The organism is Sinorhizobium sp. 8-89, assembly GCF_030124325.1.
In the GTDB taxonomy this organism is placed as follows: Bacteria; Pseudomonadota; Alphaproteobacteria; order Rhizobiales; family Rhizobiaceae; genus Sinorhizobium.
In genome coordinates this window covers 19,781-43,355 of the sequence record NZ_JASKLR010000001.1, presented here as the reverse complement: position 1 = coordinate 43,355, position 23,575 = coordinate 19,781, and the positions used below count along the sequence as shown (strand labels likewise).

At 61.3% G+C, this 23,575-nt stretch carries 21 protein-coding genes; 3 read left to right on the top strand and 18 right to left on the bottom strand.

All coding sequences use genetic code 11. From position 1 onward, the window contains the following. Positions 1-727 precede the first annotated feature (727 nt). The 18 genes from fliF to QN219_RS00155 all read right to left on the bottom strand — a co-directional run bounded on the left by fliF (position 728) and on the right by QN219_RS00155 (position 19,422). A complete protein-coding gene (gene fliF, locus QN219_RS00240) occupies positions 728-2,404 on the bottom strand; it encodes a flagellar basal-body MS-ring/collar protein FliF (RefSeq protein WP_283997073.1) in 1,677 nt (558 codons plus the stop codon). Positions 2,405-2,791: 387 nt separating this feature from the next. Beyond that, on the bottom strand, positions 2,792-3,184 hold the full coding sequence (locus QN219_RS00235) for a hypothetical protein (protein ID WP_283997071.1): 393 nt from the start codon (positions 3,182-3,184) through the stop codon (positions 2,792-2,794). A 65-nt stretch (positions 3,185-3,249) separates the two neighbouring features. Then, positions 3,250-3,801: a chemoreceptor glutamine deamidase CheD gene (gene cheD / locus QN219_RS00230; RefSeq protein ID WP_283997069.1), complete on the bottom strand. Its 552-nt coding sequence runs from the start codon at positions 3,799-3,801 to the stop codon at positions 3,250-3,252. Beyond that, entirely contained in the window at positions 3,798-4,187 is a 390-nt protein-coding gene (locus tag QN219_RS00225; protein ID WP_034851752.1) for a response regulator, read from the bottom strand. Before QN219_RS00225 ends, cheD begins: the two co-directional genes overlap by 4 nt. After that, on the bottom strand, positions 4,187-5,245 hold the full coding sequence (cheB, locus tag QN219_RS00220; protein ID WP_283997068.1) for a protein-glutamate O-methylesterase CheB: 1,059 nt from the start codon (positions 5,243-5,245) through the stop codon (positions 4,187-4,189). Before cheB ends, QN219_RS00225 begins: the two co-directional genes overlap by 1 nt. Beyond that, positions 5,242-6,150, bottom strand: a complete 909-nt coding sequence (locus tag QN219_RS00215; protein WP_283997066.1) for a protein-glutamate O-methyltransferase — start codon at positions 6,148-6,150, stop codon at positions 5,242-5,244. The genes cheB and QN219_RS00215 overlap by 4 nt, the downstream gene beginning before the upstream one ends. Next, complete coding sequence (locus tag QN219_RS00210; RefSeq protein WP_283997064.1) at positions 6,147-6,614, bottom strand: chemotaxis protein CheW; 468 nt, start codon at positions 6,612-6,614, stop codon at positions 6,147-6,149. Before QN219_RS00210 ends, QN219_RS00215 begins: the two co-directional genes overlap by 4 nt. A 5-nt stretch (positions 6,615-6,619) precedes the next feature. Continuing rightward, entirely contained in the window at positions 6,620-8,881 is a 2,262-nt protein-coding gene (locus tag QN219_RS00205; protein ID WP_283997062.1) for a chemotaxis protein CheA, read from the bottom strand. Positions 8,882-8,900: 19 nt separating this feature from the next. Next, positions 8,901-9,266, bottom strand: coding sequence for a response regulator (locus QN219_RS00200; RefSeq protein ID WP_065784641.1), 366 nt, complete (start codon positions 9,264-9,266; stop codon positions 8,901-8,903). A gap of 3 nt (positions 9,267-9,269) precedes the next feature. Beyond that, complete coding sequence (locus QN219_RS00195; RefSeq protein WP_153438461.1) at positions 9,270-9,563, bottom strand: STAS domain-containing protein; 294 nt, start codon at positions 9,561-9,563, stop codon at positions 9,270-9,272. Between the two features lie 43 nt (positions 9,564-9,606). Beyond that, positions 9,607-11,241 (bottom strand): globin-coupled sensor protein, encoded by a 1,635-nt coding sequence (locus QN219_RS00190; RefSeq protein ID WP_283997060.1) that lies wholly within the window; start codon positions 11,239-11,241, stop codon positions 9,607-9,609. Between the two features lie 759 nt (positions 11,242-12,000). Continuing rightward, complete coding sequence (locus tag QN219_RS00185) at positions 12,001-13,395, bottom strand: FGGY-family carbohydrate kinase (protein WP_283998214.1); 1,395 nt, start codon at positions 13,393-13,395, stop codon at positions 12,001-12,003. Beyond that, complete coding sequence (rhaM, locus tag QN219_RS00180) at positions 13,392-13,706, bottom strand: L-rhamnose mutarotase (RefSeq protein ID WP_283997059.1); 315 nt, start codon at positions 13,704-13,706, stop codon at positions 13,392-13,394. The genes QN219_RS00185 and rhaM overlap by 4 nt, the downstream gene beginning before the upstream one ends. Before the next feature lie 7 nt (positions 13,707-13,713). Then, entirely contained in the window at positions 13,714-14,718 is a 1,005-nt protein-coding gene (locus tag QN219_RS00175; RefSeq protein WP_283997058.1) for an ABC transporter permease, read from the bottom strand. Continuing rightward, positions 14,718-15,698 (bottom strand): ABC transporter permease, encoded by a 981-nt coding sequence (locus QN219_RS00170; protein WP_283997056.1) that lies wholly within the window; start codon positions 15,696-15,698, stop codon positions 14,718-14,720. The genes QN219_RS00175 and QN219_RS00170 overlap by 1 nt, the downstream gene beginning before the upstream one ends. After that, positions 15,695-17,206 carry a sugar ABC transporter ATP-binding protein gene (locus tag QN219_RS00165; protein WP_283997054.1) on the bottom strand — a complete coding sequence of 504 codons (1,512 nt, stop codon included), beginning with the start codon at positions 17,204-17,206 and terminating at the stop codon, positions 15,695-15,697. Before QN219_RS00165 ends, QN219_RS00170 begins: the two co-directional genes overlap by 4 nt. A 289-nt stretch (positions 17,207-17,495) precedes the next feature. Beyond that, positions 17,496-18,485: a rhamnose ABC transporter substrate-binding protein gene (gene rhaS / locus QN219_RS00160; protein ID WP_283997052.1), complete on the bottom strand. Its 990-nt coding sequence runs from the start codon at positions 18,483-18,485 to the stop codon at positions 17,496-17,498. 124 nt (positions 18,486-18,609) lie between these two features. Further along, complete coding sequence (locus tag QN219_RS00155) at positions 18,610-19,422, bottom strand: DeoR/GlpR family DNA-binding transcription regulator (protein ID WP_283997050.1); 813 nt, start codon at positions 19,420-19,422, stop codon at positions 18,610-18,612. A gap of 199 nt (positions 19,423-19,621) precedes the next feature. Here QN219_RS00155 and QN219_RS00150 point away from each other — a divergent pair, with 199 nt between their 5' ends. The 3 genes from QN219_RS00150 (at position 19,622) to QN219_RS00140 (ending at position 23,451) form a co-directional block, all read left to right on the top strand. Next, entirely contained in the window at positions 19,622-21,721 is a 2,100-nt protein-coding gene (locus QN219_RS00150) for a bifunctional rhamnulose-1-phosphate aldolase/short-chain dehydrogenase (protein ID WP_283997049.1), read from the top strand. A gap of 13 nt (positions 21,722-21,734) precedes the next feature. Next, the gene (gene rhaI, locus QN219_RS00145) at positions 21,735-23,027 is read left to right on the top strand and encodes an L-rhamnose catabolism isomerase (RefSeq protein WP_283997047.1); all 1,293 of its coding nucleotides are present in this window, start codon (positions 21,735-21,737) and stop codon (positions 23,025-23,027) included. A gap of 169 nt (positions 23,028-23,196) precedes the next feature. Continuing rightward, positions 23,197-23,451 (top strand): GlsB/YeaQ/YmgE family stress response membrane protein, encoded by a 255-nt coding sequence (locus QN219_RS00140; protein WP_173510932.1) that lies wholly within the window; start codon positions 23,197-23,199, stop codon positions 23,449-23,451. Positions 23,452-23,575: the final 124 nt, after the last annotated feature.

The following is a 23,575-nucleotide window of genomic DNA, read 5'->3' as shown; positions in this document are numbered from 1 at the left end:
TCAGTTCCTAAACTGTACATCGCGTCTCTGGAAAAACCACTGGCGTCCGCTGGCCATTTACTTCGACGCTCGCTGACGAAATCATGTGCCTGCCCATGCTTCGCAATCCAAGAGGCAAAGACAGGAATAGCGGGATCAACAAATTATCGTATTGATATTCCATAACTTTAGTACAGACTCATTTTCCTGGCGGACAATCCGGACGAGCGTGCGCCTTGATCTGCGCGGTTGAAAGCGCAGTTTCTGCGGCGCTCAAACCTGCCTTTTCACCCGAACGCTTCTAACGAAATAAAAGTGGCATTTACTTTAGCGCGGCACCTGTTGCCGAAATGCATCAACACCTGGACAGTCTGTCCACAGGAATGCAACGAATAGGAAGGCGTCTATCGCTGGTTTTATTTGAGCCTGAGCAAACTATATTTATGGAAATCTGAGCATTCGGCACAATACCACCAGTAGATTGCGCCACCAATCTGGGCGTCGCTCGCGGCTTCGAATCTATAAATGTTACTTTATTGTTAACCTTTGTCCCGGTCACAGCGGCCGAGACTCCGGCGGCGGCGGCGGATTCTTGACGCTATGCCCTCGTCCGGCCGCCAATACGCTTCGAGGTCCGCCAATATTTCAACGCAGAGCCGCAATTCGCACCCAGATCTTCAGGGCACAAAAAATCCCGCCACTAGGGCGGGATCCTTTTGCGAAGCGGTGGTTGCCTTGGCGACGGTCGTCAGGCGGCCCGATCCAGGGCCCATTTGCGCAGAATCTTCGCTGCCCGCTCTTCGCTGATCTCCACCATGCGTGCAAGCCGCCGTTCCGGTCCTTCCTTGACGCGTCGGTTGAAGCTGCCGCCCTCCTCGCCAAGGTTGAGCAGGTCGTCGGTGCTGTCGAAGCCGAAGTCCGAGCCGAAGCCTTCCATGAGCGCCCCACCGGCGCCGGCGCCGACCGGAGAGAAGTCCGGTAGTTCGAGACCGGCCGCTTCGCTTTCCAGCTGGCCTGCCTTGCCGCCGAAACCCATCTGGCGGGCGAGCGGCCGCATGCCCATCCAAACAACCAGGAAAGCAACGGCGACGAAGGCAAGCGAGTTGATGATGCCGCCAAGATTGCGCGTCAGCATTTCCATGACGCCCGGTCCGGCCACCGGCTGGTCCAGCAATTGCGTCTCGACGAAATCCATGGCGTTCAGCGTGACGACGTCGCCGCGGCTTGCATCGACGCCGGCGGCCGACGAAACGATCTTCTGCATTTCCTGTAGGTAAGCGTCGATCTTCGCCTGATCAGCCGCCTCTCCGACCATCGCCGCAAGGCGGCCTCGGTTGACGACGACGGCGATCGACAGCCGCTCGATCGAATAGCTGTTCTTGACGGTGGCGATCGTCTTGCTGTTGATCTCGTAGTTGGTCTGCTCTTCCTTCTTCGCCGCTTCGTCGCTGGACTGTGGGCCGGCGCCGCCGCGCGGTGCAGCCTGGGGCACGTTCTGCTGAACGGTGGCGGCATTGTCCGGCTGCTGCTGGCTGGACTTCTGCTCTTCCTTGGTCACGCGCGTCGAGCGCTCGACGCGCGACTCGGGATCGAAGACGGTTTCCTGGATCTGCTGCGCATCGGTGTTGAGCCGGGCAGTCACGCTGGTGCGGAAATTATCGATGCCGAGGAACGGCGCGAGCGCATTGTCGATCTTCTTTTCGAGATCCGTCTGGACATTCTGGACGACGCCAAGCGACTGGTTGAGGGCGCTGGTCGCCGGGTCGTCGCCGGAGGCGAGAAGCTGTCCTGTCGAATCCAGAATCGTGACGTCATCGACATCGAGCCCCGGCACGGAAGAAGCGACGAGGTGACGGATCGAGGCGGCGGCACTGCGGCCAACCGTTGCGCTCGCGCGAATCATGACCGACGCCGTCGGCGTCTGGTCGGCCTTGCGGAAGCTTCCGCGTTCCGGCATCACAATGTGCACGCGTGCGGCGGCGATACCGGAGATTTGCTGGATGGTGCGGGCGATTTCGCCTTCAAGTGCGCGGACGCGCGTCACTTCCTGCATGAAGGAGGTGAGGCCCAGCGAGCCGACATTATCGAAGAGTTCGTAACCGGCATTGGCGCTGCTGGGCAAACCGCGCTCGGCAAGCAACAGGCGGGCCTTGCCGGTCATGCCGACCGGAACCTGGATGCTGCCGCCGTCCGACCCCACGTCGAAATCGATGTTTGCCTCGGCAAGCGCAATGCTGATCTGGGTGACGTCGCTGCGCTCGAGGCCGACATAGAGCGTTTCAAACGATGGTCTGTTGACGTAGATTCCGGCCGCGAGGACGAAGCCGACCGCTACGATGCCGGCCACGGCGAGCGCGACCAGTTTGCCTTGCCCCAGATTGCCGAGGTTTTTCGTGAACGTCGAGAATTGATCGAACAGATTCATTCTGTTTCCGCACCCAGTATCGCAAGACGGCCAAGCCGGTCATCCGGCCTGCGCCATGCGCAGCTCCAATGTTCGGGTTTGCTGGGTGTCGGCTTGCGCTTCAGCCGATGTCCAATACGCGCGAATCTACCAGCCCCGGATGCGAAGCTAGGCAGCGAAACTTGCGCGAACTTGACGAAGAACAGGGAGAACCGTCGACGGGTGCGGCCGGTTCTTAAGTCCCCTCCCCGTCCTGACAGAGAGAGGGCTACCGCACGTTTCCTTAAATCGTAGCCGATCTGACGACAAAACAGGCGGCAATTCAAAGGACGCTGCATGGTGAGGGGCAATCTCCCTCAATGTGGGGTCAGGGACAATCCCGCCTCGACTACTCGATCAAATGCGACGTCAGAACGCTTCGAAGTCGCCTGAGGCTTTCGTCAAGGGCTGCGAATGGCCATGGCGCAGCATGCCGCTGCCCAGTGCCTTTTTCATATCCGCAAGCTTGACCAGGTTGACCGCGGTCGTCACGTCGACAAGCCAGGTGTCGGGAATGGATGCCGTGATCGTATCGATAAATTCGGCCAGCCCACGCGTCTTCTGCACGGCCAGGTCGATGCCCTGAAGCACCATCACGTGCTCGGACGCATCGGGCGAGGCCACGCCGCGATTGCCGTAGAGCTGCGGCTCGATGCGTTCGATGAGGTAGGCGACGTCATGGAGCTCCGTGACGATGCGCATGAGTACAGCGGGCAAGGATTCTTCGGCGTGAGGCGCATGGCCCTGGTAGTCGATCTGCATGGTCTGTCCTCACGTCGTCTGCGAAATGGAATTCGGAAGTGCGTTGTTCGTCCGGCCGAGCCTGATCAGAAGAATTCGATGGAGCTTTCCACCGGCTTCGGCAGCGGCACAGGTCGCTGGTCCATCTGCATCGCCCGTTGCGCTTCCATCCCGGTCAACGCGTATTGGCGCGCGCGCCCGGAGGACGGCCAATACTCCAGCTTGCGGCCGTGCTCACCGCCCGTGCTTTCGCTGACGACGCGGATCCCTTCGTCCAGCAGGAACTGGCGCGCGAAGGCGGCATTTTGCTCGCCGACGTTCGAGAATTTCGCAATTGTTTTGGCGCCGCCGAAGATCTTTGCTTCCAATCGGTCGCGACGGGCGCCCTGCTTCAACAGGCCGTTGATCAGCAGTTCCATCAGGTGCACGCCATAGCGCGTGGCGTCCCCGCCGGAGTTCGACGTTGCGGAGCCGGGCAACAGGAAATGATTCATACCGCCGACGCCGATCACCGGATCACGCATGCAGGCGGCCACGCAGGACCCGAGAATGGTCGAAAGAACGATATTCGGATCGTTGACGACCTTGAACTCGCCCTGGATGACATGCACGCGCCTGCCGGCGGCCTCGGTCATCATTTCAGCGCCCCGAACACCGCCTCGATCGCAGCCTTCATCTTTTCGATCGTAAACGGCTTGGCGAGAACATTGTTGGCGCCGAGGGCGGCTGCCTTCTGCACCAGCGCGCGGTCGCCCTGCGCCGTCAGGATGATGAAGGCCGCTTTCTTCGTCGTCGGGTTCGATCGCACCGCCTGGAGCAGTCCGAGCCCGTCCATTTTCGGCATATTGAAATCCGAGATAACGAGGTGGTGCGGGTTCTGGGCCATGATCTTCATGCCTTGCTCCCCATCGCCGGCTGCGGTGATCTGCTTGAAACCGAGCTGCTGCAGGGCGTCGCCCAGGAGCAGGCGGCTCGTCACCTGATCGTCGACGATCAGAACTTTTATTTTTTCGGCGATGGACATTATTCGCTTCCTTCTTTTCGGGCTGCTGCGGTCTTCAGGATCTCCTCCCCGATCGACCCGAGGGGGAGCTGCGTTTCGACAGCACCCAATTCATAGGCAACTCTCGGCATGCCGTAGACGACACAAGTCTTTTCGTTTTGTCCGAAGGTGCGTGCACCGGCATGTCGCATCTTGAGGAGACCGGACGCGCCGTCGCGGCCCATTCCGGTCAGAATGACACCGATCGCGTTGCGGCCCGCGAGTTCGGCAACCGAATCGAACAGCACGTCGACCGAGGGCCGATGGCCGTTGACCGGATCGCGATCGACGAGGCGGCAGCAAGGCGCCGCGGCATTGGCCACCTGAAGGTGGCGTTCACCGCCCGGCGCCAGATAGATCTTGCCGACCTCCAGGCGGGCGCCATCGGTCGCCTCCTGGACGGTCGGCGCGCAAAGGCGATTGAGCCGCTCGGCGAAGCTTCTGGTGAAAGTGTGTGGCATGTGCTGCGTGATGACCGTCGGAGGGCAATTGGCCGGAAACTTCTGCAGCACGGTGATCAGCGCTTCGACGCCGCCGGTCGATGCGCCTATGGCGATGATCTTGCGGCCCGCTCTGTAATCGGAAACCGCATTTGCGTTAGCAGCGGTCGGTGCGGCGGCCTTGTTGCCGGTGATGATGAGCTTTCGCTGCGAACGTGCGGCCGCCTTCACCTTGTCGACCAGATCGCCGAACGGATGCGGATCGCCGGGATGCGGCTTGCCGACACAGTCGAAGGCGCCGATTTCGAGCGCCGCGATCGATGCTTCCGCGCCCTTGTGGGTCAGGGTCGAGACCATGATGACCGGCATCGGACGCAACCGCATGATCTTGTCCAGGAATTCGAGCCCGTTCATGTTCGGCATCTCGATGTCGAGCGTGACGACGTCGGGATCGAGCTGCTTGATCGCCTGGCGCGCCTCGATCGCATCGGCCGCCTGGCCGACGACGGTGACGTCCGGGTCCGCATTCAGCACGGCGGTGATAAGGCCGCGCATGGTGGCCGAGTCATCGACAACGAGAACGCGTGCGGGAGCACTCATGCGCGGACTCCATGAAACTTGCCGGTATGGCGATAGGTGGTGATGCCGATATTGTCGAACTCAGATTTGGCATCGCCGGACACACGCTCCGAATGGCCGATATAAAGATGCCCTTCGGTGTTCAGCACGCCGGCGAAGCGCGACCAGATCTTCATCTGCGTCGGCTCGTCGAAATAGATCACCACGTTGCGGCAGAAGATGACATCGAAGGGCCCTTTTACCGGCCATTGCGCCATGAGATTGAGCTCGTTGAAGGTGATCAGCCGCTTGACGCGGTCGTCGATCTGCCACTTGACGCGGCCGCCGACATTGACCTCGCTGAACCACTGCTTGCGCATTGCCGAATTGACCGTTTCGAGCGCCGTCGCGTCATAGGCCCCGGCCCGCGCAAGTGCCAGGATCTTCGGATCGATATCCGTCGCCAGAATACGGAAATCATAGTCGGCGGCGTTCGGCAGCAACGATAGAACCGTGAGCGCAATCGAATAGGGCTCCTGACCGTCGGAGCATGCCGCCGACCAGATGCGAACGCGTCCACCGCTCTTCGCGCTGGCAATCAGCTTGGGCAGCACGTCCGTCTTCAGGTGTTCGAAATGGTGGTTTTCGCGGAAGAAGCGGGTGAAATTCGTCGTCAGGTGCGAGAGCATGTCACGTCGCGCCGCCGCGCCGGCCGGCGAGGCGACGAGCTGACAATAATCACGAAAACCCTTGAGCCCGAGATTGCGGATGTGCTTCGACAGCCGCGAATAGACGAGCGACGCCTTGGATTCGTTGAGATAGATCCCGGCATCGGCATAGATCATCGCAGCGATCTCGTTGAGATCGCGGCGCGTCAGTGGATATTCACCGCTCGCAAGGCATTCGTCCGGCGACAGTTTCTGTTCGAGAATGGCCTGAGCTCTCATGCCGCCTCCTCTTCCTCATGGGGGAAAACCGCTTCGAGTTCGACCAGGCAGATCATCCGGCCCTCAATCGCCAATACGCCCCGGGCAACTGTCTTCTCGAATTCGGATGAAATGTCCGGCGTCGGCTGGACGTCCTCGTCCCTGACGGTCAGGATGTCGGAAACGGCGTCGACGAGGAGCCCAACCACCTGGTTCCTCACCTGGGCGACGATGATCACATGTCGAACCGTCGGCTCGGCGGGCCTCATGCCGAGGCGGGCCGAGAGATCGACGATTGGCAACACCGCGCCGCGCAGATTGATTACGCCGAGCACATAGGACGGCGCATGCGGCATCGGAGTAGCCGGGGTCCAGCCGCGAATCTCGCGGACCGCCATGATATTCACGCAGAATTCCTGATCGCCGACGCGGAAAGCGATGAGCTCCCGTCCGCCAGTCGTCAGATTTTTTGCGGCATAGGTCATAGGTATTATCCGGCTGCAGCAAGAGACATTTCAGGTTTCAGGGTTTGCCCGCGCGAGGCCGCGACGATCGCGTCGACATCGAGGATGAGCGCCACGCGGCCGTCGCCGAGGATGGTGGCTGCAGCGATGCCGGGGACATGCGTATAATTCGCTTCCAGGCTCTTGATCACCACCTGCCGCTGCCCTTGGATCGCATCGACCATCAGGGCGCGCTGGCCGCCGCCTTCGGACTCGACCAGCAGCGCCACGCCCTCGACCGGATTGGCCTGCGTCGCGCGGAAGTTCAGGATGCGGCCGACATCGACCAGCGGGCAGAAGGAGTTGCGGATCGAGATCAGGCGCTGGCTGGCACCGAAGCTGTGGATCGCTGCGGCCTCGGGCTGAAGCGTTTCGACGATGGCGGTCAACGGCACGACCAGCGTCTGGTTGGCGACAGTCACCACCATGCCGTCGAGGACGGCGAGTGTCAGGGGCAGGCTCATCGTGAAGACCGAACCCTGTCCGGGCTTCGACGAGATGTTAATGCGGCCGCCGAGTGCCTGGATGGAACGCTTGACGACGTCCATGCCGACGCCGCGCCCGGAAATGTCGGAGATCTTGTCGGCGGTCGAGAAGCCCGCATGGAAGATCAGGTTGTCGACTTCCTCGTCCGAGAGATTGGCGTCGGCGGCGATGAGATCGTTGTCGATCGCCTTCTGGCGCACCTTCTCGCGATTGATGCCCGCGCCGTCGTCTGCAAGCTCGATGACGATGCGGCCCGAACGGTGCTTGGCCGTCAGGCGCACGGTGCCTTCGGCGCTCTTGCCCGCAGCAAGCCGCTTTTCCGGCGTTTCGAGCCCGTGGTCGACGGCGTTGCGGATCATATGCGTCAACGGTTCGGCCAGCTTGTCGATGACCGTCTTGTCCACTTCCGTGTTCTCGCCCTCGGTGACGAGACGGACGGACTTGCCGGTCATGTCGGCGATTTCTCGGACGATGCGGGACATCCGCTGGAAGACCGGCTTCACCGGCTGAGCGCGGATGGCCATGACGCTGTCCTGGATCTCGCGAGTGAGCTGCTGCAGCTCCTCGAGACCCATGTTGATCGAAGACGTACCGTTCGTGTCGTTTTCGATCACGCTCTGCGACAGCATCGCCTGGTTGATGACGAGTTCGCCGACCAAATTGATCAGGCGATCGACGCGATCGAGATCGACGCGGATGGTCGGGGTCGCGGCCGAGGCCGCCTGCTGGGCGGCGGCGTTGGCCGCGGCCGTCGTGTTCCTCTGAGCTTCCGCAGGAGCGCGGGTCGAGGACTGAGCCATCTGCAAGACATTGCTTGCCGTCTCAGCCGCCGAAACGGCCGCATCTCGGTCGCGGCTGGCGAATTGCTCTTCCTCTTCGGCCGAACCGGCCGATGCCTCGTCCAGCATCGAGAGATCGAAGGGAACGGGCTGCATCGGCGGATCTTCGCTCGCATCGACCGCGCCGCCACCGGCCAAGGCGATGTCGAGGTCGCAATCCCATTCCGCGAATTCGAACACCGAGCGGATCGCCTCTTCGCCCTTGTCCGTCTTCAGGGAAATCTTCCAGGAGAAATAGGCAGCCTCCGGATTCATCCGGTCGAGCGGCGGGATGCCATCCATATCGCAGTGAATGCTCATCTCGCCGAGGCGGGACAGGTCACGCAGAAGCAGCGTGGCATCGTTGCCCTTCGCATAAAGTTCGGATTTCGGTCTGAAGACGATCTCGTAGCAGGGGGCCTCGATCACGGCCGGTTCGTCCGCCTCGAAGTCCTCGAAGGAGAAGGCAACGGGCTGAAAGCCTTCCTCGTTGACAGGAGGCGCGGCAACCGCTGCGGCCGCCGCCTTGAAAGCCGGCTCGGCAGCTGCCGCCTGCGGCAACTCGCCATTCGCCAGAGCCTCGAGTTCCTTGATCAGTTGGCGGCTGCGGGCCTGATCGACGCTGCCGCCGTCGCGGGCAGCATTCGTGAGGTCAGCGAGCACGTCCGCCGACTTCAGCATGACCTTCAGGACGTCCTGATTGGGTTCCAGCCTGTTGGATCGAACGCAATCGAGCGTCGTCTCGAACACATGCGCGAACGACACGAGATCATCCAGCCCGAACGCCCCGGCGCCCCCTTTGATGGAGTGAACCGCGCGAAAGACGGCATTGACCGTTTCCGGATCGCGATCACCGTCGTTGAGCTTCAGGAGACCCGACTCCAGTTCCGCGAGTTGCTCCTCGCATTCCTGGAAGAAAATCTCTTTGATTTCGTTCATATCCATTGGAGGCTGTCCTCGGATTTCAGGCCGTTACGCGCTCGATTGCATCGATCAGCTTGGTCGGGTCGAACGGTTTGACGATCCAGCCGGTAGCCCCCGCCTGCCGTGCACGGTTCTTCTTCTCTGCATCGCTCTCCGTGGTCAGCACCAGGATCGGCACGGCGCGGTAGCGGTCGTTCTTGCGCACGCCCTCGATGAAACCGAAGCCGTCGAGGCGCGGCATGTTGATGTCGGTAACGATGACATCCGGATTGGCTTCCTCCAGGACCTCAAGCCCTTCGACGCCGTCCTCGGCCTGGATCGTTTCGAATCCGGCATTGTTGAGGGTGACGAGAAGCATGTTCCGGATCGTGCGGGAGTCGTCGACAGTCAGAACTCTCTTCTTCATTTCTCAAATCTCCTTTGCCATCAGGGGATCGATGTCCACGCCGATGAGCTGTGTCGTCTTAACGAATGCGTCCGACACCTTGGCGAAGGTGAAAGACAGCTGCTGCTCTTCCCAGTTTCTTGCGCCGGCGATCAGCACCTGTACGCAGAGCGCACCGATCCGCTCGACAGCGGAGGCATCGATAGCGACCGCGCTGCCTTTCAGCGCCAGGAGCTTTTCATGCAATGCCGTCGCCTCATTCAGATCGAGCACAGGAGCGAGCCTGAGCGTCTTCTGAGCGGTCTTCTTGCTGGCCATTTCGATTTCCTCGCCTGCCTGCTCTAAAATGCTTCGCCCAAGACTAGTGGTGCCGTCCTGCAACGTGCCGCCCCGAGACGGCACCGTCATCGAGCAGTGTGATCGCGTCCTCGTAGCCAACTTGCGCCTCCGCCCGCTGCGAAGCGCGCGACAGCACCGGCGTGGAGGTCGCGGCGGCGCGTGCCGCTTGATGCCGTTCGAGGCGGAACCTGCGGATCGACTGGCCGAGTTCCACGATGACGCTGTGCAGGTCGTCCGACGATCCCGCGGCGCTTTCCGCCAGCGCGGCGCTTTGCTGCATTGCTTGCGAGATTCCGCCGATTTCAGAGGCGGCGGTACGAAGATCGCTCACCTGATCTTCGGCCTCGCGGGCTATGCCCGAGATGGCCGCGTTAATGGAAATCACCTGCTCGACGATGCTGCTGATCGCATCCTGGGTCCGACCGACCATCTCGACGCCGGCCTCGACCTGAGCCTTGGTTCCGCTAACAAGTTGCTTGATCTCGCGCGCCGCCTCGCCGGAGCGCTGAGCGAGTGCGCGCACCTCCTGGGCGACCACCGCGAAGCCGCGGCCGCTGTCGCCGGCGCGCGCTGCCTCGATACCGGCATTGAGAGCCAGAAGATTGGTCTGGAAGGCAATCTCGTCGACCACACCGATGATCTGACCGATCTTTTCGGCAGAGGCCTCGATATCGGCCATGGCCGATATCGCCTGGCCGGCAATCTCGCCGCTCCGCTCCACCGCAATGCGCGTTTCGTTCGCCTTCGCTTCGGTTTCACTGACACGTGCCGACCCCGCCCGCACGCGTTCGGTCATGCCGCCGAGCGTTGCTGCCTGGCGGGAGAGCGCCTCGGCTTCGCCTCCAGCCCTGTCGGAGAATTCAGCCGCGCGGGCGTGCAGCTCTAAGATCATTGCTTCTGCCGCTACGGCCCGCTCGTCAGCGGATTGCAAGGCGGCCTGGATCTGCTCCAGGGACGCGTTGAGGCTTGCGACGATCGGTTGATATGCGTCCGAACCGCTTTCCGGCAGGCGTGCAGCAAGATTACCCTGACCGAGCGCCTGCAAAAAGTTCGAGAAAAGGTCGCTTACGTCCGTTTCATCGTCTCTGCGCTGCTCAGCGAGTTGCCGTTGGTGCTGTTGCCTGAGCGCATTGAAGCGCAGCGACACGGCAATTTCAGTATCGACGAAGGTGGTGCGCACGAGCGCGGCCACGAGATCGCAGAGTTCCTTCTTCCGCGTCTTGCCGAAGGGAAGCAGGGATTTGGGCCATGCATCCCCTATAAGACCGGTCAGCAGATGCTCCAGCACCACCGCATGACTCGCGATCTGCCAGCGTGGGTCGAGTCCCATGCGACCTTCGCTGTCGGCAAGCACCTTCACGCGCTCTGCATACAGCCCGTCGAAACGCGCGTCAGTCAGGACGTTCCAATGTGACGATTGGAGATCGTGCAGCCGATCGAGCTGGCGGTCACTGTCGAAGTGGCGGGCAGCATCCGGAAAAGTCTGAAATCGATGAAAAAGGTCCCGAAGAGCAAGGTCGATGCGCGGCGAAAGGGTCTCGCGATGGTAGCGCAGGAGCGCGCAGCCGTCTTCGTCGAGCCCGGCAAAACGCAGGCGCTCAAGCAAGCTTGCCGCTTGGCCCCTTCTTGCCTGTTCTGGCGACGCGTCCTGCTTCACACTGATCCCCGCTACTGCACAATTCCTTGAATCGGGATCGATCTAAGGTAAAATTATGCAGAAATTCAAAGTGTTACAGCGACCTTAGCGTCTGAACAGACGCGTGGCGCCGTAGTGCGCAATCGAAACTCGCCTGGGGAGGGCCGGCCAGGGGCCAGCGGTGGTCACGCACGATCTATACGATCAGCGCGCCGCAGCGTCTGCCATCGTCCCGCAAGTAATTTCGGTGAAGAATAGATACCGGACCGGAACCGGTACGGCGGCGCGGCGTCATGCCTTGAGGAGTAGCCGAGACTTCCCTATTCCGACGTGTGAGACCATGTTTATGGTTAATTCGTTGCTTGAAAGTTAACGGTTCCTGGCCCGTAATTGGAATTGCTAAAATTCGCGTATGACTTGCGGACATCCGCTTTTGCACTGCAACGAGCACGCGCTATTCGATCCAAACAACAACAGGTTTTCAATCACAAGAGTTTAGAGTTGTGCTTCTACTTGCCATCGCGTATCGAAGCGAAAGTGGAAAGGCGCAGACCGCCGACAATAACTTTCACGCAGGCTGGGCGACATCATGATGGTGCGCCGACAGGAAATGAACAATGATTGTTCTTGGAATAGGCGCCGCCGTCACTGCATTCCTGACGATGACGGCAATTTCGATCGTCATCAATCTTGAACATAATCGATCAGTGAACCGGAACGCCGTTTTCTGATCTCAACACCACGACACTACTTCGCCTATACATTCTGTACGGGTAAACGTCAGGCGTCGACCACGCAATGCACGTGCGCGGCGGTCAGTGCGCGCCATTCTTCGGCATATCCCGCATAGTCGCCCGGGGCGGTGTCTACGAAACGCTCCGCCCCGCTCCGGACACGAATGCCGGCCACCAGGCAGGCCGCACCAAGGCTGGTACCTGTGGCGCTGTGGCTGTCGGCAAGGATTTGTCTGCCGGTGGCCGCGCCCAGCATCCGCAAATAGGCGGCGTTGGCGGCAAAGGGTCCTTCGACAACGATCTCTCCTTTTGCGCCGATCAAATCGAGACACGTCGCCGTCATCAGGGCGAGATGGAAGGAAACGACGGCCAGCCGCTCGGCTGGAGCAAGCGCCTCTTCTTCCGCAGTCCAGCGGGCACTGATCGATGGGAACGGCCCCGAGCCCACAGGCACCGATGGCAGAAGCATGTGGCGCGCAGCCAGAACCTTGCTTTCCGCCTCCAGCGAAGCGGTGGGCGGGTCCTCGCCGACAAGCGTCGAGAAGGCGCGACCGCCCATGAAACGGGCCGACGGCACCGGATCGCCGAGCGCGTTGACGTTGATCAGCGTGTCGCGCTTCTCATCGAGATCCACCCTGTCGCCCCCGACCGAGAGGATCACGACCCAGGTTCCGGTTGAAACGACGGAAAACGGCGCGCTGCGTGTCAGCAGATGAGGAAGCAACGAGGCATTCGAGTCATGGATGCCGCAATAAACCGGGAGGTTCGGCGGCATACCGGTTTGATCCGCCAGTTGCGGCCGCAATCCGCCGAGCACGTCGCTCGCCCTGCGCACGGGCGCGAAGAGTTTGCGCCAGCCGAGCGCCTCAACCATCGACGAAAACGTAGCGGCCTTCGGATTCCAGAGGTCGGTGTGACAGCCCAGCGACGTCAATTCGTTCGCGCCTATGCCGGTCAACCGATAGGACCAATACTGCGCATAGGTCAGGATCGTCGCGACCTTCGCAAATTGTTCCGGGAACATGCGCTCTTGCCAGAAGAGCTGTGCGCCGACATTCAGGCCCATCGGCAGGCGCGCCGAACCGGTCTCGGCGAACGGCGCGCGAACCCGGTTGTACTCTTCGGCCAGTGCGTCCGGCCCGGTGAATTCGTAATCCAGAACCGGCAGCGCGAGTTCGCCGGCGTCATCGAGCAGGACGGCGGTCGCCCCGTGTGTGGTAACCGATATGGCGTCCACCCTGTGCTCACGATTGAGCGCGGCGAGGCTGTCGAGAATGAAGCGCCAAAGGCGATCGATATCGAAATGCGGGTAAACACCGTCATTGACCACGCCGTTGCCCGTCTTGCGCACGGCGATTTCCTCGAAACGCTCGAGATCGACCAACGCGACCTTGGCGTTCGTCTTGCCTATGTCGATGACAGCGACCGTCTTCATCGTCAGCTCAGATGGAAAACGGTCTTCAGCGGCACGGCCACGGGCTCGTTGTCCGCATGCGTCTCCATGAGATCAGCCATGTAGGCCCACCACTTCCGCATGACCGGATGCGAGGGAAGCTCCGCCATCCCGTGCGTGTCGGTCCGCCAAAGCACGCCGAAAAGCAGGTTGGTCTCTTCATCGAGATGGATCGAATAGTCGGAGATTCCCGCCTCCTTGAGCAGGACGACAAGTTCGGGCCAGATCGCATCGTGGCGCGCCTTGTATTCGGCGGCCGTGCCGGGATTGAGACGCATGCGGAACGCGTATTTTTCCATGGGCACCTCAGTGTGCAAGGCGACGGCGAGCGCGCCGCCAGAGGATCGGGAGCGCAATGACCGAGATCAGTAGCAGGCCGATGAAGATCGACATGACGATGCCCGGCACGTTCAAGAGGCCGAAGCCGAATGTCACCATGCCCATGATCAGCGCCGCCAGCACGACGCCGGGAATGGTCCCCGAGCCGCCGAGGATGTTGACGCCGCCGAGCACCACCATTGTCACGACCTCGAGTTCCCAGCCGAGCGCGATTGAGGGGCGGGTGGAGCCGAGACGGGACGTGAGGCAGACGGAGGCGAGCCCTGCCATCAGGCCGGTCAGCAGGAAGAGCGTGAACTTGACACGCGCGACGCGGACGCCGGAGAACAACGCTGCCGTCTGGTTGTTGCCGATTGCAAAGACAGCGCGGCCGAAATTCGTCTTGTGCAAGAGCACGCCGTAGACGACTGCGAGCACAACGAACAAGGTGAACTCGAAAGAGAAGACCCACCAGATATAGCCCTGCCCGAACCAGGCGAAGCTTTCGGGATAGCCGGTAAAGGCCTGGTCGCCGAGGACGATGAAGGAGAGCCCGCGAAACAGGCTCATCGTACCGATCGTCACCACGATCGACGGCAGGCCGAGGCCGGTGATCAGCAGCCCGTTGACCGTGCCGCAGATGAGCCCGACGCCAAGACCGATCGCGACGAGCGCCGGCGTATCCACCCCCAATTGCACGGCATAGCCCATTGCCGTCGAGGCGAGCGCAATGATTGATGCGACCGAAAGATCGATCTCGCCGGAGATGATGACGAGCGCCATGGCGAAGGCGATCATCGCCTTCTCGGTGAAATTGAAGGTGGCGTCGGAGAGATTCCAGGGATCGAGGAAATAGGGCGACGCCAGTGAATTGCCGAGAAAGATCGCGACCGCGACCGCAAGCAGCAGGCTTTCCCAGCTTTTCAGGATGCGCGCACCGCGACCCTGCAGCCGGTCTGGAATGTTGCGGGGAGAAAGGTGAGCGTCCGTCATCAGACCGCCTCCGCTTTTCTAAGAATGACACGGCCCTTGCGCCGTTCAGCACGGGCGTTGACGGCGACGGCGATGATGATGACCGTTCCGGATATAGCCATCTGCGCGAAGGGCGAGATGTTGATGACCGGCAGTGCATTCTTGATCACGCCGAGGAACAGCGCGCCGAGCACGGCGCCCGCCACCGAGCCGATGCCGCCGGCAATCGAAATGCCGCCGATGACGCAGGCCGCGATGATATCGAGCTCGAAGCCCGCGGCGATGTCGACATAGGCGACCGCATAGCGCGATACCCAGAGATAACCGGAAAGGCCGGCCAGAGTGCCAGAGAGGCAATAGGCGAAGAAACGCGTGCGACCGACGTCGATGCCTGTATAGACGGCCGCGTGCGGATTGCCGCCGACTGCATAGAAGGCACGGCCGATCGGCGTGCGGCTCATCACCAGGAACATCAGCGCGATCATCAAGAGCGACAGCCACGAGAGCACCGGCAAGCCCGCAAGGCCCAGGCGCGGCAGCGCCTTGAAGGCATCGCTCATCTCGTGCGCGTTGATCCATTTGCCGTCCGTCAGGAGGAAGATCAGACCGCGATAAATCGTCAGCGTTCCGAGCGTGACGACGATCGGGGGAATGTCGAGTTTCCAGACGAGCGTTCCGTTGATCATGCCGAGCAGCCCGCCGAGCGCCATCGCGACTACAATGATCAAGGGAATCGGGAGACCGGGAAAGGCGGTGTTCAACATGGCCGCGACCATGCCGCTCAGGGCAAGGTTAGCGGCCATCGATAGATCGATGCAGCGGGTGAGGATCACCGCCATCTGCCCGAGCGCCAGAATGATCAGAATTGAGGTGTCATTGTAGACGCGGGCAAAGCTTGCCGGTGTTACGAAAGCGGGAAAGCGAAACGCGATCAGGGCGACGAGCGCGATGATGGCGACGACGAGCAGGATTTCGCGATTCTTGAGGAGCTTCGCCATCATGCGGCCCTCCCGTTGGATTGCATTTCGATGCCGGCAGCCGCGCGCACCAGCTTTTCGGCGGTCAGTTCGGCTCGCTCGAAGCATCCGGCGATCCGCCCCTCGCGCATGACGATCACGCGATCCGACATCCCCATGATCTCGGGTATTTCCGAGGATACCATGATGACGCTCAGGCCTTCGGCCGCAAGTTCGCTCATGAATGCGTGGACGGCCGCCTTGGAGCCGATATCGATGCCCTTGGTCGGTTCGTCGAGGATGATGACCTTCGGCCTGGTCGCGAGCCATTTGGCGATTACGACCTTCTGCTGGTTGCCGCCGGAAAGCGTGCCGACGTCCTGGTCGAGAGAGACGGCGCGGAGATCAAGCCGGGAGGTGTAATCGCGTGCGAGCGCGAATTCGTTGGCGAGCTTCAGGAAGCCGGAGCGCGATGTTTGCGACAGCGAGGGCAAGGTGACGTTCTGGAAGATCGGCATGCCGATGATCGCGCCCTGCCGTCCCCGCTCCTCCGGCACATAAACAATGCCTGCGCGGATCGCCTCGGCCGGGCTGCGGATAACCAGCACCTGCACGCCCAGCTTGACCGCGCCGGCGGATGGCCGGGTGATGCCGATCAACGACTGCATGAATTCCGAGCGGCCGGCACCGACGAGGCCGTAGAAGCCGAGGATTTCGCCGCGCCTTAGTTCAAAGTTGATGTCCTCGAATTCGGTCGGGTGGCGATAGCCGGAAACGGTCAGCACCGGCTCGCCTATCTTGACCTCCTTCTTCGGATAGACTGAGCCGACGGCGCGGCCGACCATCATCCTGACGAGATCATCCTGGCTCACGTCAGCGATCAAGCCCTCGCCGACCATCGTGCCGTCGCGAAAGACCGTGTAACGGTCGGCGATCCTGAAGATCTCGTCGAACTTGTGGCTGATGAAGAGGATGGCCTTGCCGTCGGCTTTCAGCCGCTCGATCAAAGCATAGAGCTCGTGGATTTCCTTGTGCGAAAGGGCGGCTGTCGGCTCGTCCATGATGACGACGCGCGCATCGACCGAGAGCGCACGGGCGATTGCCACCAAATGCTTCCTGGCGATGCCGAGGTCCCGCAGCCGGATCGTCGGATCGAAATCCGCGCCGGCGCGATGCAGCAAGGCCCGCGCATCGGCGTTAAGCTTTTTCCAGTCGATGAAGCCGAAGCGATTGCGCGGCGCATGGCCGAGAAAGATGTTTTCGGCAACGGAGAGTTCGTCGAAAAGGACCGTCTCCTGATGGATTGCGGTCACACCGGCGCGGGCGGCGGCAAGCGCGGTCGGAAACGTCGTTTCCTCCTCCGCAACACGGATGACGCCGGCATCCGGCTGATAGATGCCGGTCAGGATCTTGACGAGGGTCGACTTGCCCGCGCCGTTCTCCCCCACGAGCGCCGTCACCGATCCGGGATAGAGCGCGAGCGAAACATCCGAGAGCGCGCGCACGCCGGGAAAGGACTTCGATATGCCCTCGAGCGCGATGGCGGGCTTCATCCGCGATGTGGTTGTGTCCTGCAACAAAAGAGGGTCCACCAGTTCAGTCGTTTCAATTGGGCGGCGGTCGTTCGGTCCAGCGGTCTTCGCGATGAGCAAGGATAAGGCTGCCCCTCACCCTGGCCACTCCCCCCGCTCGCGGGAGAGGCAATCCCTCGCTGGCCCGCCGCCGTTTCCGGCAACATTCGTGAGGGACGAGAGCATTCGCCGCGTATTTCCTTCTCCCCGCGGGCGGGGAGAAGGTGGCCGGCAGGCCGGATGAGGGCAAAACATTCCCTCGCCTGCGCGATCAGAAGATCTTCGCGAATTCCTCGACGTTCGAGGCATCATAGACGAACGGGTCGGCCATGGCGCCTTCGTTGTTTTCGTCGAGCTTCACCGTGCCCATGCGGCCCATCTTCAGTTCCGCACCCGGCTTCGCTTCGGCGCCGTTGACGAGACCATAGGCGATCATCGTTGCCGAGTAGCCGAGATCGATCGGATTCCAGATCGCGAAGGATTTCGATGCGCCGGACTTCACGTGGCCAGCCATTTCGGATGGCAGACCGAGACCGGTGACGTTGATCTGGCCGATCTTGCCAGCATCGGTCACCGCCTGCGCCGCCGCAACGATGCCGACGGAGGTCGGCGCGATGATCGCCTTCAGGTTCGGATAGGACTGAATGAGGCCTTGTGTTTCGCGATAGGACTTGTCGGCGAGGTCGTCACCATAGACCGTGGCCACGACGTTGATGCCCTTGTAGTTGCCCTGGACCTTCTTCATTTCGGCGATCCAGGTGTTCTGGTTGGTCGCCGTCGCCGAGGCCGAGAGCACCGCGACGTCGCCGCCCTCGGGCAGGTTATCGGCGGCAAGCTTGATGATCATGTTGCCGATGAGCGGGCTCGAGGACGGATTAAGGTGCATCAGCCGACCTTCCTTGGCGACGCCCGAATCCCACGAGATGACCTTGATGCCGCGGTCCATCGCCTTCTTGAGAGCCGGCACCAGCGCATCGGTGTCGTTGGCGGAAACGGCGATCGCATCCACCTTCTGGGCGATCAGCGAATTGATCACCTCGATCTGGCCTTCCGCAGTCGTCGAGGTCGGGCCGGTATAGATCACCTCGACATCGCCGAGTTCCTTGGCGGCTTCCTGTGCACCCTTGTTTGCGGCTTCGAAGAAGCCGATGCCGAGCGCCTTGACGACGAGCGCGATCTTCTTGTTTTCCGCGTGCGCGGCATTGGCCATGAGCGCCACCGCAACGGCAGCCGTGACCATCAATGATTTCATAAGCTTCATGACTGTCTCCTCCCTTTGGGCCGCGCGCATTCGGTATGAATGCATCGGTCCGGCCCCTATCTGCGACCTGTACCGGTCATGCCGGGATTGCCGCAACGTCCCACTCCCCTCTCCTCCGCCCGCATCAGGCGGACGATGAAGCACTTTCCGCGTCAACGACAGGCTTCGCGTTGGCGATGACCAGATTGACGCCCGCGCCTTCGAGCATTGCGGCATGCCTGTCCTCGATGCCCGAATCCGTGATCACAGTAGCGATGCGCTTGAGTCCGCAAAGAATGAGGCTCGAGCGCCTGTGAAATTTCGAGGAATCGACCAGCACGACCAATTCGTCGGCCTGATCGATCAGTTTCTGTTCGGCCTGGATCAGAAGCGGATCCGCTTCCATCAGCCCAAGGGGTCCGAGCCCCTGTGCCCCCATGAACATGCGGCGCGCATAGAAGTTGCGCGTCACGTCGTTGTCGAAGGGGCTCAATATGATGTTCTGTTCGCGGTAGATCGTGCCTCCCGAAAGCATCACGGTGTTCTTCGAATGCTTGAGCAGGTGTTCGGCGATCGGGAAGGAATTGGTGAAGACCTGCATTCGGCGGTTTGCAAGAAAATGCACCATCTGAAAGGTCGTGGTGCCGCCGTTGATGATGATCGGCTCTCCGTCCGCGCAAAGCGCCACCGCCTCCTTGGCGATTGCCTGCTTCTCGCGGGCATGCAGGCCCTCGTTGACGCTGAACGGTCGGCCGGCGAGGCCGACGAATTGCGGCGGATTGATCGCCTCGGCGCCACCTCGCACACGGCGCAAGCGTTTTTGGACATGAAGAGCGGCGATATCGCGCCGGATCGTCGCCTCGGAGCTGTCGGTCAGCTCAACGAGTTCGGGCACCGTTACGACCGGTTTCTCCTGAACCGCAGACAGGATGATCCTATGTCTTTCTTTTTCGTGCATTCGCTCCTCCGATGCCTGCATGCTTCCATCAGTCCCGAGCATTGTCAATCAGTATCAATCATATTTTTTCATTGTGCAGCGCAGTATGAACGATTTTGATCGTTTTTGATTGACATTCGCGCGGCGACCGTGTGATCTGATGCCAATCATGTCGCCACGGCCTCAGTGCCGGCGGATAGCTGACCGGGAGGAATTCAACATGCTCGACAAGCAACAGGGCGCACGCCTGGCCAATCTCTGGGACGAGGGCAAGGCAGCAGGAATGACCGAGCCGGAGAAGCTCCTCTACCGCTCCAATCTCCTTGGATCGGACAAGCGGATCACCAATTACGGTGGCGGCAATACCTCGGCCAAGGTCATGGAAAAAGATCCGCTGTCGGGCAAAATGGTCGAGGTCCTCTGGGTCAAGGGATCGGGCGGTGACGTCGGCACCATCAAGCTCGACGGCTTCGCGACCCTTTACATGGACAAGCTCCGCGCCCTGAAGGGCATTTACCGGGGTGTCGAGTTCGAAGACGAGATGGTCGGTTACCTGCCGCATTGCACGTTCAATCTCAATCCGCGCGCCGCTTCGATCGACACGCCGCTCCATGCCTACGTACCGAAGCCGCATGTCGACCACATGCATCCGGATGCGATCATCGCGATCGCCGCTTCCTCGAACAGCAAGGAGCTGACGCAGAAAATCTTCGGCGACGACATCGGCTGGCTGCCGTGGAAGCGGCCGGGCTACGAACTCGGCCTGTGGCTCGAAAAATTCTGCCTCGAAAACCCGAAGGCGCGCGGCGTTGTGCTCGAAAGCCACGGTCTTTTCACCTGGGGCGACACCGCCAAGGAAGCCTACGAAACGACCATCGAGATCATCAACCGCGCGATTGCCTGGTTCGAGGCAGAGAACACTGCACCGGCCTTTGGCGGGGCCGTAAAGCCGACGCTGGACAGCGCCGAGCGCGCCGCGATCGCCAAGCGACTGATGCCGGTAATCCGCGGGCTGATCAGCGTGGAGGAGAAAAAGGTCGGACACTTCGACGACAGTCAGGCCGTCCTCGATTTCGTGACGTCCAAGGATCTCCAACCGCTGGCAGCTCTCGGAACGAGTTGCCCCGACCACTTCCTTAGGACGAAAATCCGCCCGCTGGTCGTCGATTTCAATCCGGCCAGCCCCGACATCGACAAGACACTTGCCGGGCTTTCCGAGGCGATTGCCGCTTATCGCACCGACTATGCCGCCTATTACGTACGCTGCAAGCGCGCCGACAGCCCGGCGATGCGCGACCCGAACGCCGTCGTCTATCTCGTCCCGGGCGTCGGTATGATCACCTTCGCCAAGGACAAGGCGACGGCCCGCATCTCCGGCGAATTCTACGTTAATGCCATCAATGTCATGCGTGGCGCCTCCGGCGTGTCGACCTATGTCGGCCTGCCCGAGCAGGAAGCTTTCGACATCGAATATTGGCTCTTGGAGGAGGCCAAGCTCCAGCGCATGCCGAAGCCGAAGAGCCTCGCCGGCCGCATCGCGCTCGTCACCGGCGGCGCTGGCGGCATCGGCAAGGCGACGGCCAACCGGCTGATGCAGGAAGGCGCCTGCGTCGTTCTCGCGGATATCGACCAAACGGCGCTCGAGGCTGCGCAAACCGAACTGGCCGGACGCTACGGGAAGGATTTCGTCCGCGCAGTCAATATGAATGTAACGAGCGAAGCGGCGGTCGAAGTCGGTTTCGGTGACACTTTGCTTGCCTTCGGCGGTCTCGACATTCTCGTCTCCAATGCCGGGCTCGCCTCCTCGGCGGCGATCGAGGATACGACGCTCGCCCTCTGGAACAAGAACATCGACATTCTCACAACCGGCTATTTCCTCGTCTCGCGTGAAGCTTTCCGCATCTTCCGCAACCAGAAGGCCGGCGGCAATGTCGTGTTCGTCGCCTCGAAGAACGGCCTTGCCGCCTCGCCCGGCGCGTCCGCCTACTGCACGGCGAAAGCGGCGGAGATCCATCTTGCCCGCTGCCTCGCGCTCGAGGGGGCGTCGGCGCAGATCCGAGTCAACGTCGTCAATCCGGACGCGGTGCTGCGCGGTTCCAAGATCTGGACCGGCGAATGGAAGGAGCAGCGCGCGGCAGCCTACAAGATGGACGTGGACGACCTGGAGGCTCATTATCGCGAACGGTCGTTGCTGAAGCTCAGCGTCTTCCCGGAAGACATTGCCGAGGCGATCTACTTCCTCGCTTCCGACATGTCGGCAAAATCGACCGGCAACATCGTCAATGTCGACGCGGGCAATGCCCAGTCGTTCACGCGCTGACCCGGAGGCTGCCATGACCGAGATGATCAGCAAGACCGTCGTCGAGGCGGAGAACGCGAGCCGTCGGGACGCGCTCGATCGAGACTATGAAAGCCTCGGCGAAAGGCTTGCCCGCCGCGGCATCGCGATCGACTCCATCAAGGAAAAGGTTTCCGCCTATGGCGTTGCCGTTCCCTCCTGGGGGGTCGGCACCGGCGGCACGCGTTTTGCCCGTTTCCCGGGCCGGGGCGAACCGCGCAACATCTTCGACAAGCTCGAGGACTGCGGCGTCATCCATGCGTTGACGCGGGCGACGCCGACCGTTTCGCTGCATATCCCCTGGGACAAGGTCTCCGATCTCACGGCATTGAAGGAGAAGGGCGCGGCGCTGGGCCTAGGCTTCGACGCGATGAATTCCAACACCTTCTCCGATGCGCCGGGGCAGGCGCATTCCTACAAATTCGGCTCGCTCTCCCATAGCGACGCGGCGACGCGGCGCCAAGCGGTCGAGCACAATCTCGAATGCATCGAGATCGGCAAGGCGCTCGGCTCGAAGGCGCTGACCGTCTGGATCGGCGACGGCTCCAACTTTCCGGGACAGAGCAATTTCACCGAGGCGTTCGAACGCTATCTCGACGCGATGAAGGCGGTCTATGCGGCGCTTCCGGACGACTGGCGCGTCTTCACCGAACACAAGATGTACGAGCCGGCTTTCTACTCGACCGTAGTGCAGGACTGGGGGACGAATTACCTGATCGCGCAGGAGCTCGGCCCCAAAGCCTTTTGCCTCGTCGACCTCGGCCACCATGCGCCGAACGTCAATATCGAGATGATCGTCGCCAGGCTGATCCAGTTCAGGAAGCTCGGCGGCTTCCATTTCAACGATTCCAAATATGGCGACGACGATCTCGATACCGGATCGATCGATCCCTACCGCCTGTTCCTCGTCTTCAACGAACTCGTCGATGCCGAGGTACGGGGTGCCGACGGCTTCAATCCCGCGCATATGCTCGACCAGAGCCATAACGTGACGGACCCGATCGAGAGCCTGATGACGAGCGCGATGGAAGTCTGCCGCGCCTATGCCCAGGCCCTTCTCGTCGATCGCAAGGCGCTCAACGACTACCAGCAGGGCAACGACGCGCTGATGGCGTCGGAAACGCTCAAAGCCGCTTTCAGGACCGATGTCGAGCCGATCCTGGCCATGGCCCGCCTCGAGCAGGGTGGTGCGATCGCGCCGGTTCCGACCTACCGCGCGAGCGGCTACCGCGCCAGGGTGGCGGGCGAACGGCCGGCGGTCGCCGGCGGTGGCGGCGGCATCGTCTAATCAACAGGGGAGTGGCCGGTGCGGCCACTCCCGATCTCCATCGTGGAACCGTGCTCCTAGCGGACGCGCGAAATCGGTGCAAAACCGTCGCGCGATAAAATTGCCCCCTATCTGATTTCAAATCCTGATCTATCTTTTCCTTTATGGATCCAACGGAGAGGAGCGATGCATGGGTATCGAAAGCCTATTGGTGTTCCTGATTGTCGGCGCTGTTGCCGGCTGGCTTGCCGGTCTGATCGTCAGCGGCTTCGGTTTTGGCCTAATCGGCAACATCGTGGTCGGTATCCTCGGGGCCTTCATCGCCGGCTTTCTCTTTCCCGCAATCGGCATCAGCCTAGGCAGCGGCATTCTTTCCGCGATCATTCATTCGACGATCGGCGCGATCATCCTTCTGGTACTGATCCGCATCGTCAAACAGGCATAAGCCCGCTGAAGAAACATCTGCGATCCGCGCCGAAAACGCGGACCGCCTCTCGCAAGAACTACTGCATGTTTCCTTAAATCGGAGCCGATTTAAGGATAAAAACATGCAGCAATTCAAAGTGCTA

What these genes read in the sequence shown, in the direction of transcription:
- fliF (WP_283997073.1), bottom strand. Translation starts at nt 2,404, where the DNA reads ATGAATCTGTTCGATCAATTCTCGACGTTCACGAAAAACCTCGGCAAT.
- QN219_RS00235 (WP_283997071.1), bottom strand. Translation starts at nt 3,184, where the DNA reads ATGCAGATCGACTACCAGGGCCATGCGCCTCACGCCGAAGAATCCTTG.
- cheD (WP_283997069.1), bottom strand. Translation starts at nt 3,801, where the DNA reads ATGATGACCGAGGCCGCCGGCAGGCGCGTGCATGTCATCCAGGGCGAG.
- QN219_RS00225 (WP_034851752.1), bottom strand. Translation starts at nt 4,187, where the DNA reads ATGTCCATCGCCGAAAAAATAAAAGTTCTGATCGTCGACGATCAGGTG.
- cheB (WP_283997068.1), bottom strand. Translation starts at nt 5,245, where the DNA reads ATGAGTGCTCCCGCACGCGTTCTCGTTGTCGATGACTCGGCCACCATG.
- QN219_RS00215 (WP_283997066.1), bottom strand. Translation starts at nt 6,150, where the DNA reads ATGAGAGCTCAGGCCATTCTCGAACAGAAACTGTCGCCGGACGAATGC.
- QN219_RS00210 (WP_283997064.1), bottom strand. Translation starts at nt 6,614, where the DNA reads ATGACCTATGCCGCAAAAAATCTGACGACTGGCGGACGGGAGCTCATC.
- QN219_RS00205 (WP_283997062.1), bottom strand. Translation starts at nt 8,881, where the DNA reads ATGGATATGAACGAAATCAAAGAGATTTTCTTCCAGGAATGCGAGGAG.
- QN219_RS00200 (WP_065784641.1), bottom strand. Translation starts at nt 9,266, where the DNA reads ATGAAGAAGAGAGTTCTGACTGTCGACGACTCCCGCACGATCCGGAAC.
- QN219_RS00195 (WP_153438461.1), bottom strand. Translation starts at nt 9,563, where the DNA reads ATGGCCAGCAAGAAGACCGCTCAGAAGACGCTCAGGCTCGCTCCTGTG.
- rhaM (WP_283997059.1), bottom strand. Translation starts at nt 13,706, where the DNA reads ATGGAAAAATACGCGTTCCGCATGCGTCTCAATCCCGGCACGGCCGCC.
- QN219_RS00175 (WP_283997058.1), bottom strand. Translation starts at nt 14,718, where the DNA reads ATGACGGACGCTCACCTTTCTCCCCGCAACATTCCAGACCGGCTGCAG.
- QN219_RS00170 (WP_283997056.1), bottom strand. Translation starts at nt 15,698, where the DNA reads ATGATGGCGAAGCTCCTCAAGAATCGCGAAATCCTGCTCGTCGTCGCC.
- QN219_RS00165 (WP_283997054.1), bottom strand. Translation starts at nt 17,206, where the DNA reads ATGAAGCCCGCCATCGCGCTCGAGGGCATATCGAAGTCCTTTCCCGGC.
- rhaS (WP_283997052.1), bottom strand. Translation starts at nt 18,485, where the DNA reads ATGAAGCTTATGAAATCATTGATGGTCACGGCTGCCGTTGCGGTGGCG.
- QN219_RS00155 (WP_283997050.1), bottom strand. Translation starts at nt 19,422, where the DNA reads ATGCACGAAAAAGAAAGACATAGGATCATCCTGTCTGCGGTTCAGGAG.
- QN219_RS00150 (WP_283997049.1), top strand. Translation starts at nt 19,622, where the DNA reads ATGCTCGACAAGCAACAGGGCGCACGCCTGGCCAATCTCTGGGACGAG.
- rhaI (WP_283997047.1), top strand. Translation starts at nt 21,735, where the DNA reads ATGACCGAGATGATCAGCAAGACCGTCGTCGAGGCGGAGAACGCGAGC.
- QN219_RS00140 (WP_173510932.1), top strand. Translation starts at nt 23,197, where the DNA reads ATGGGTATCGAAAGCCTATTGGTGTTCCTGATTGTCGGCGCTGTTGCC.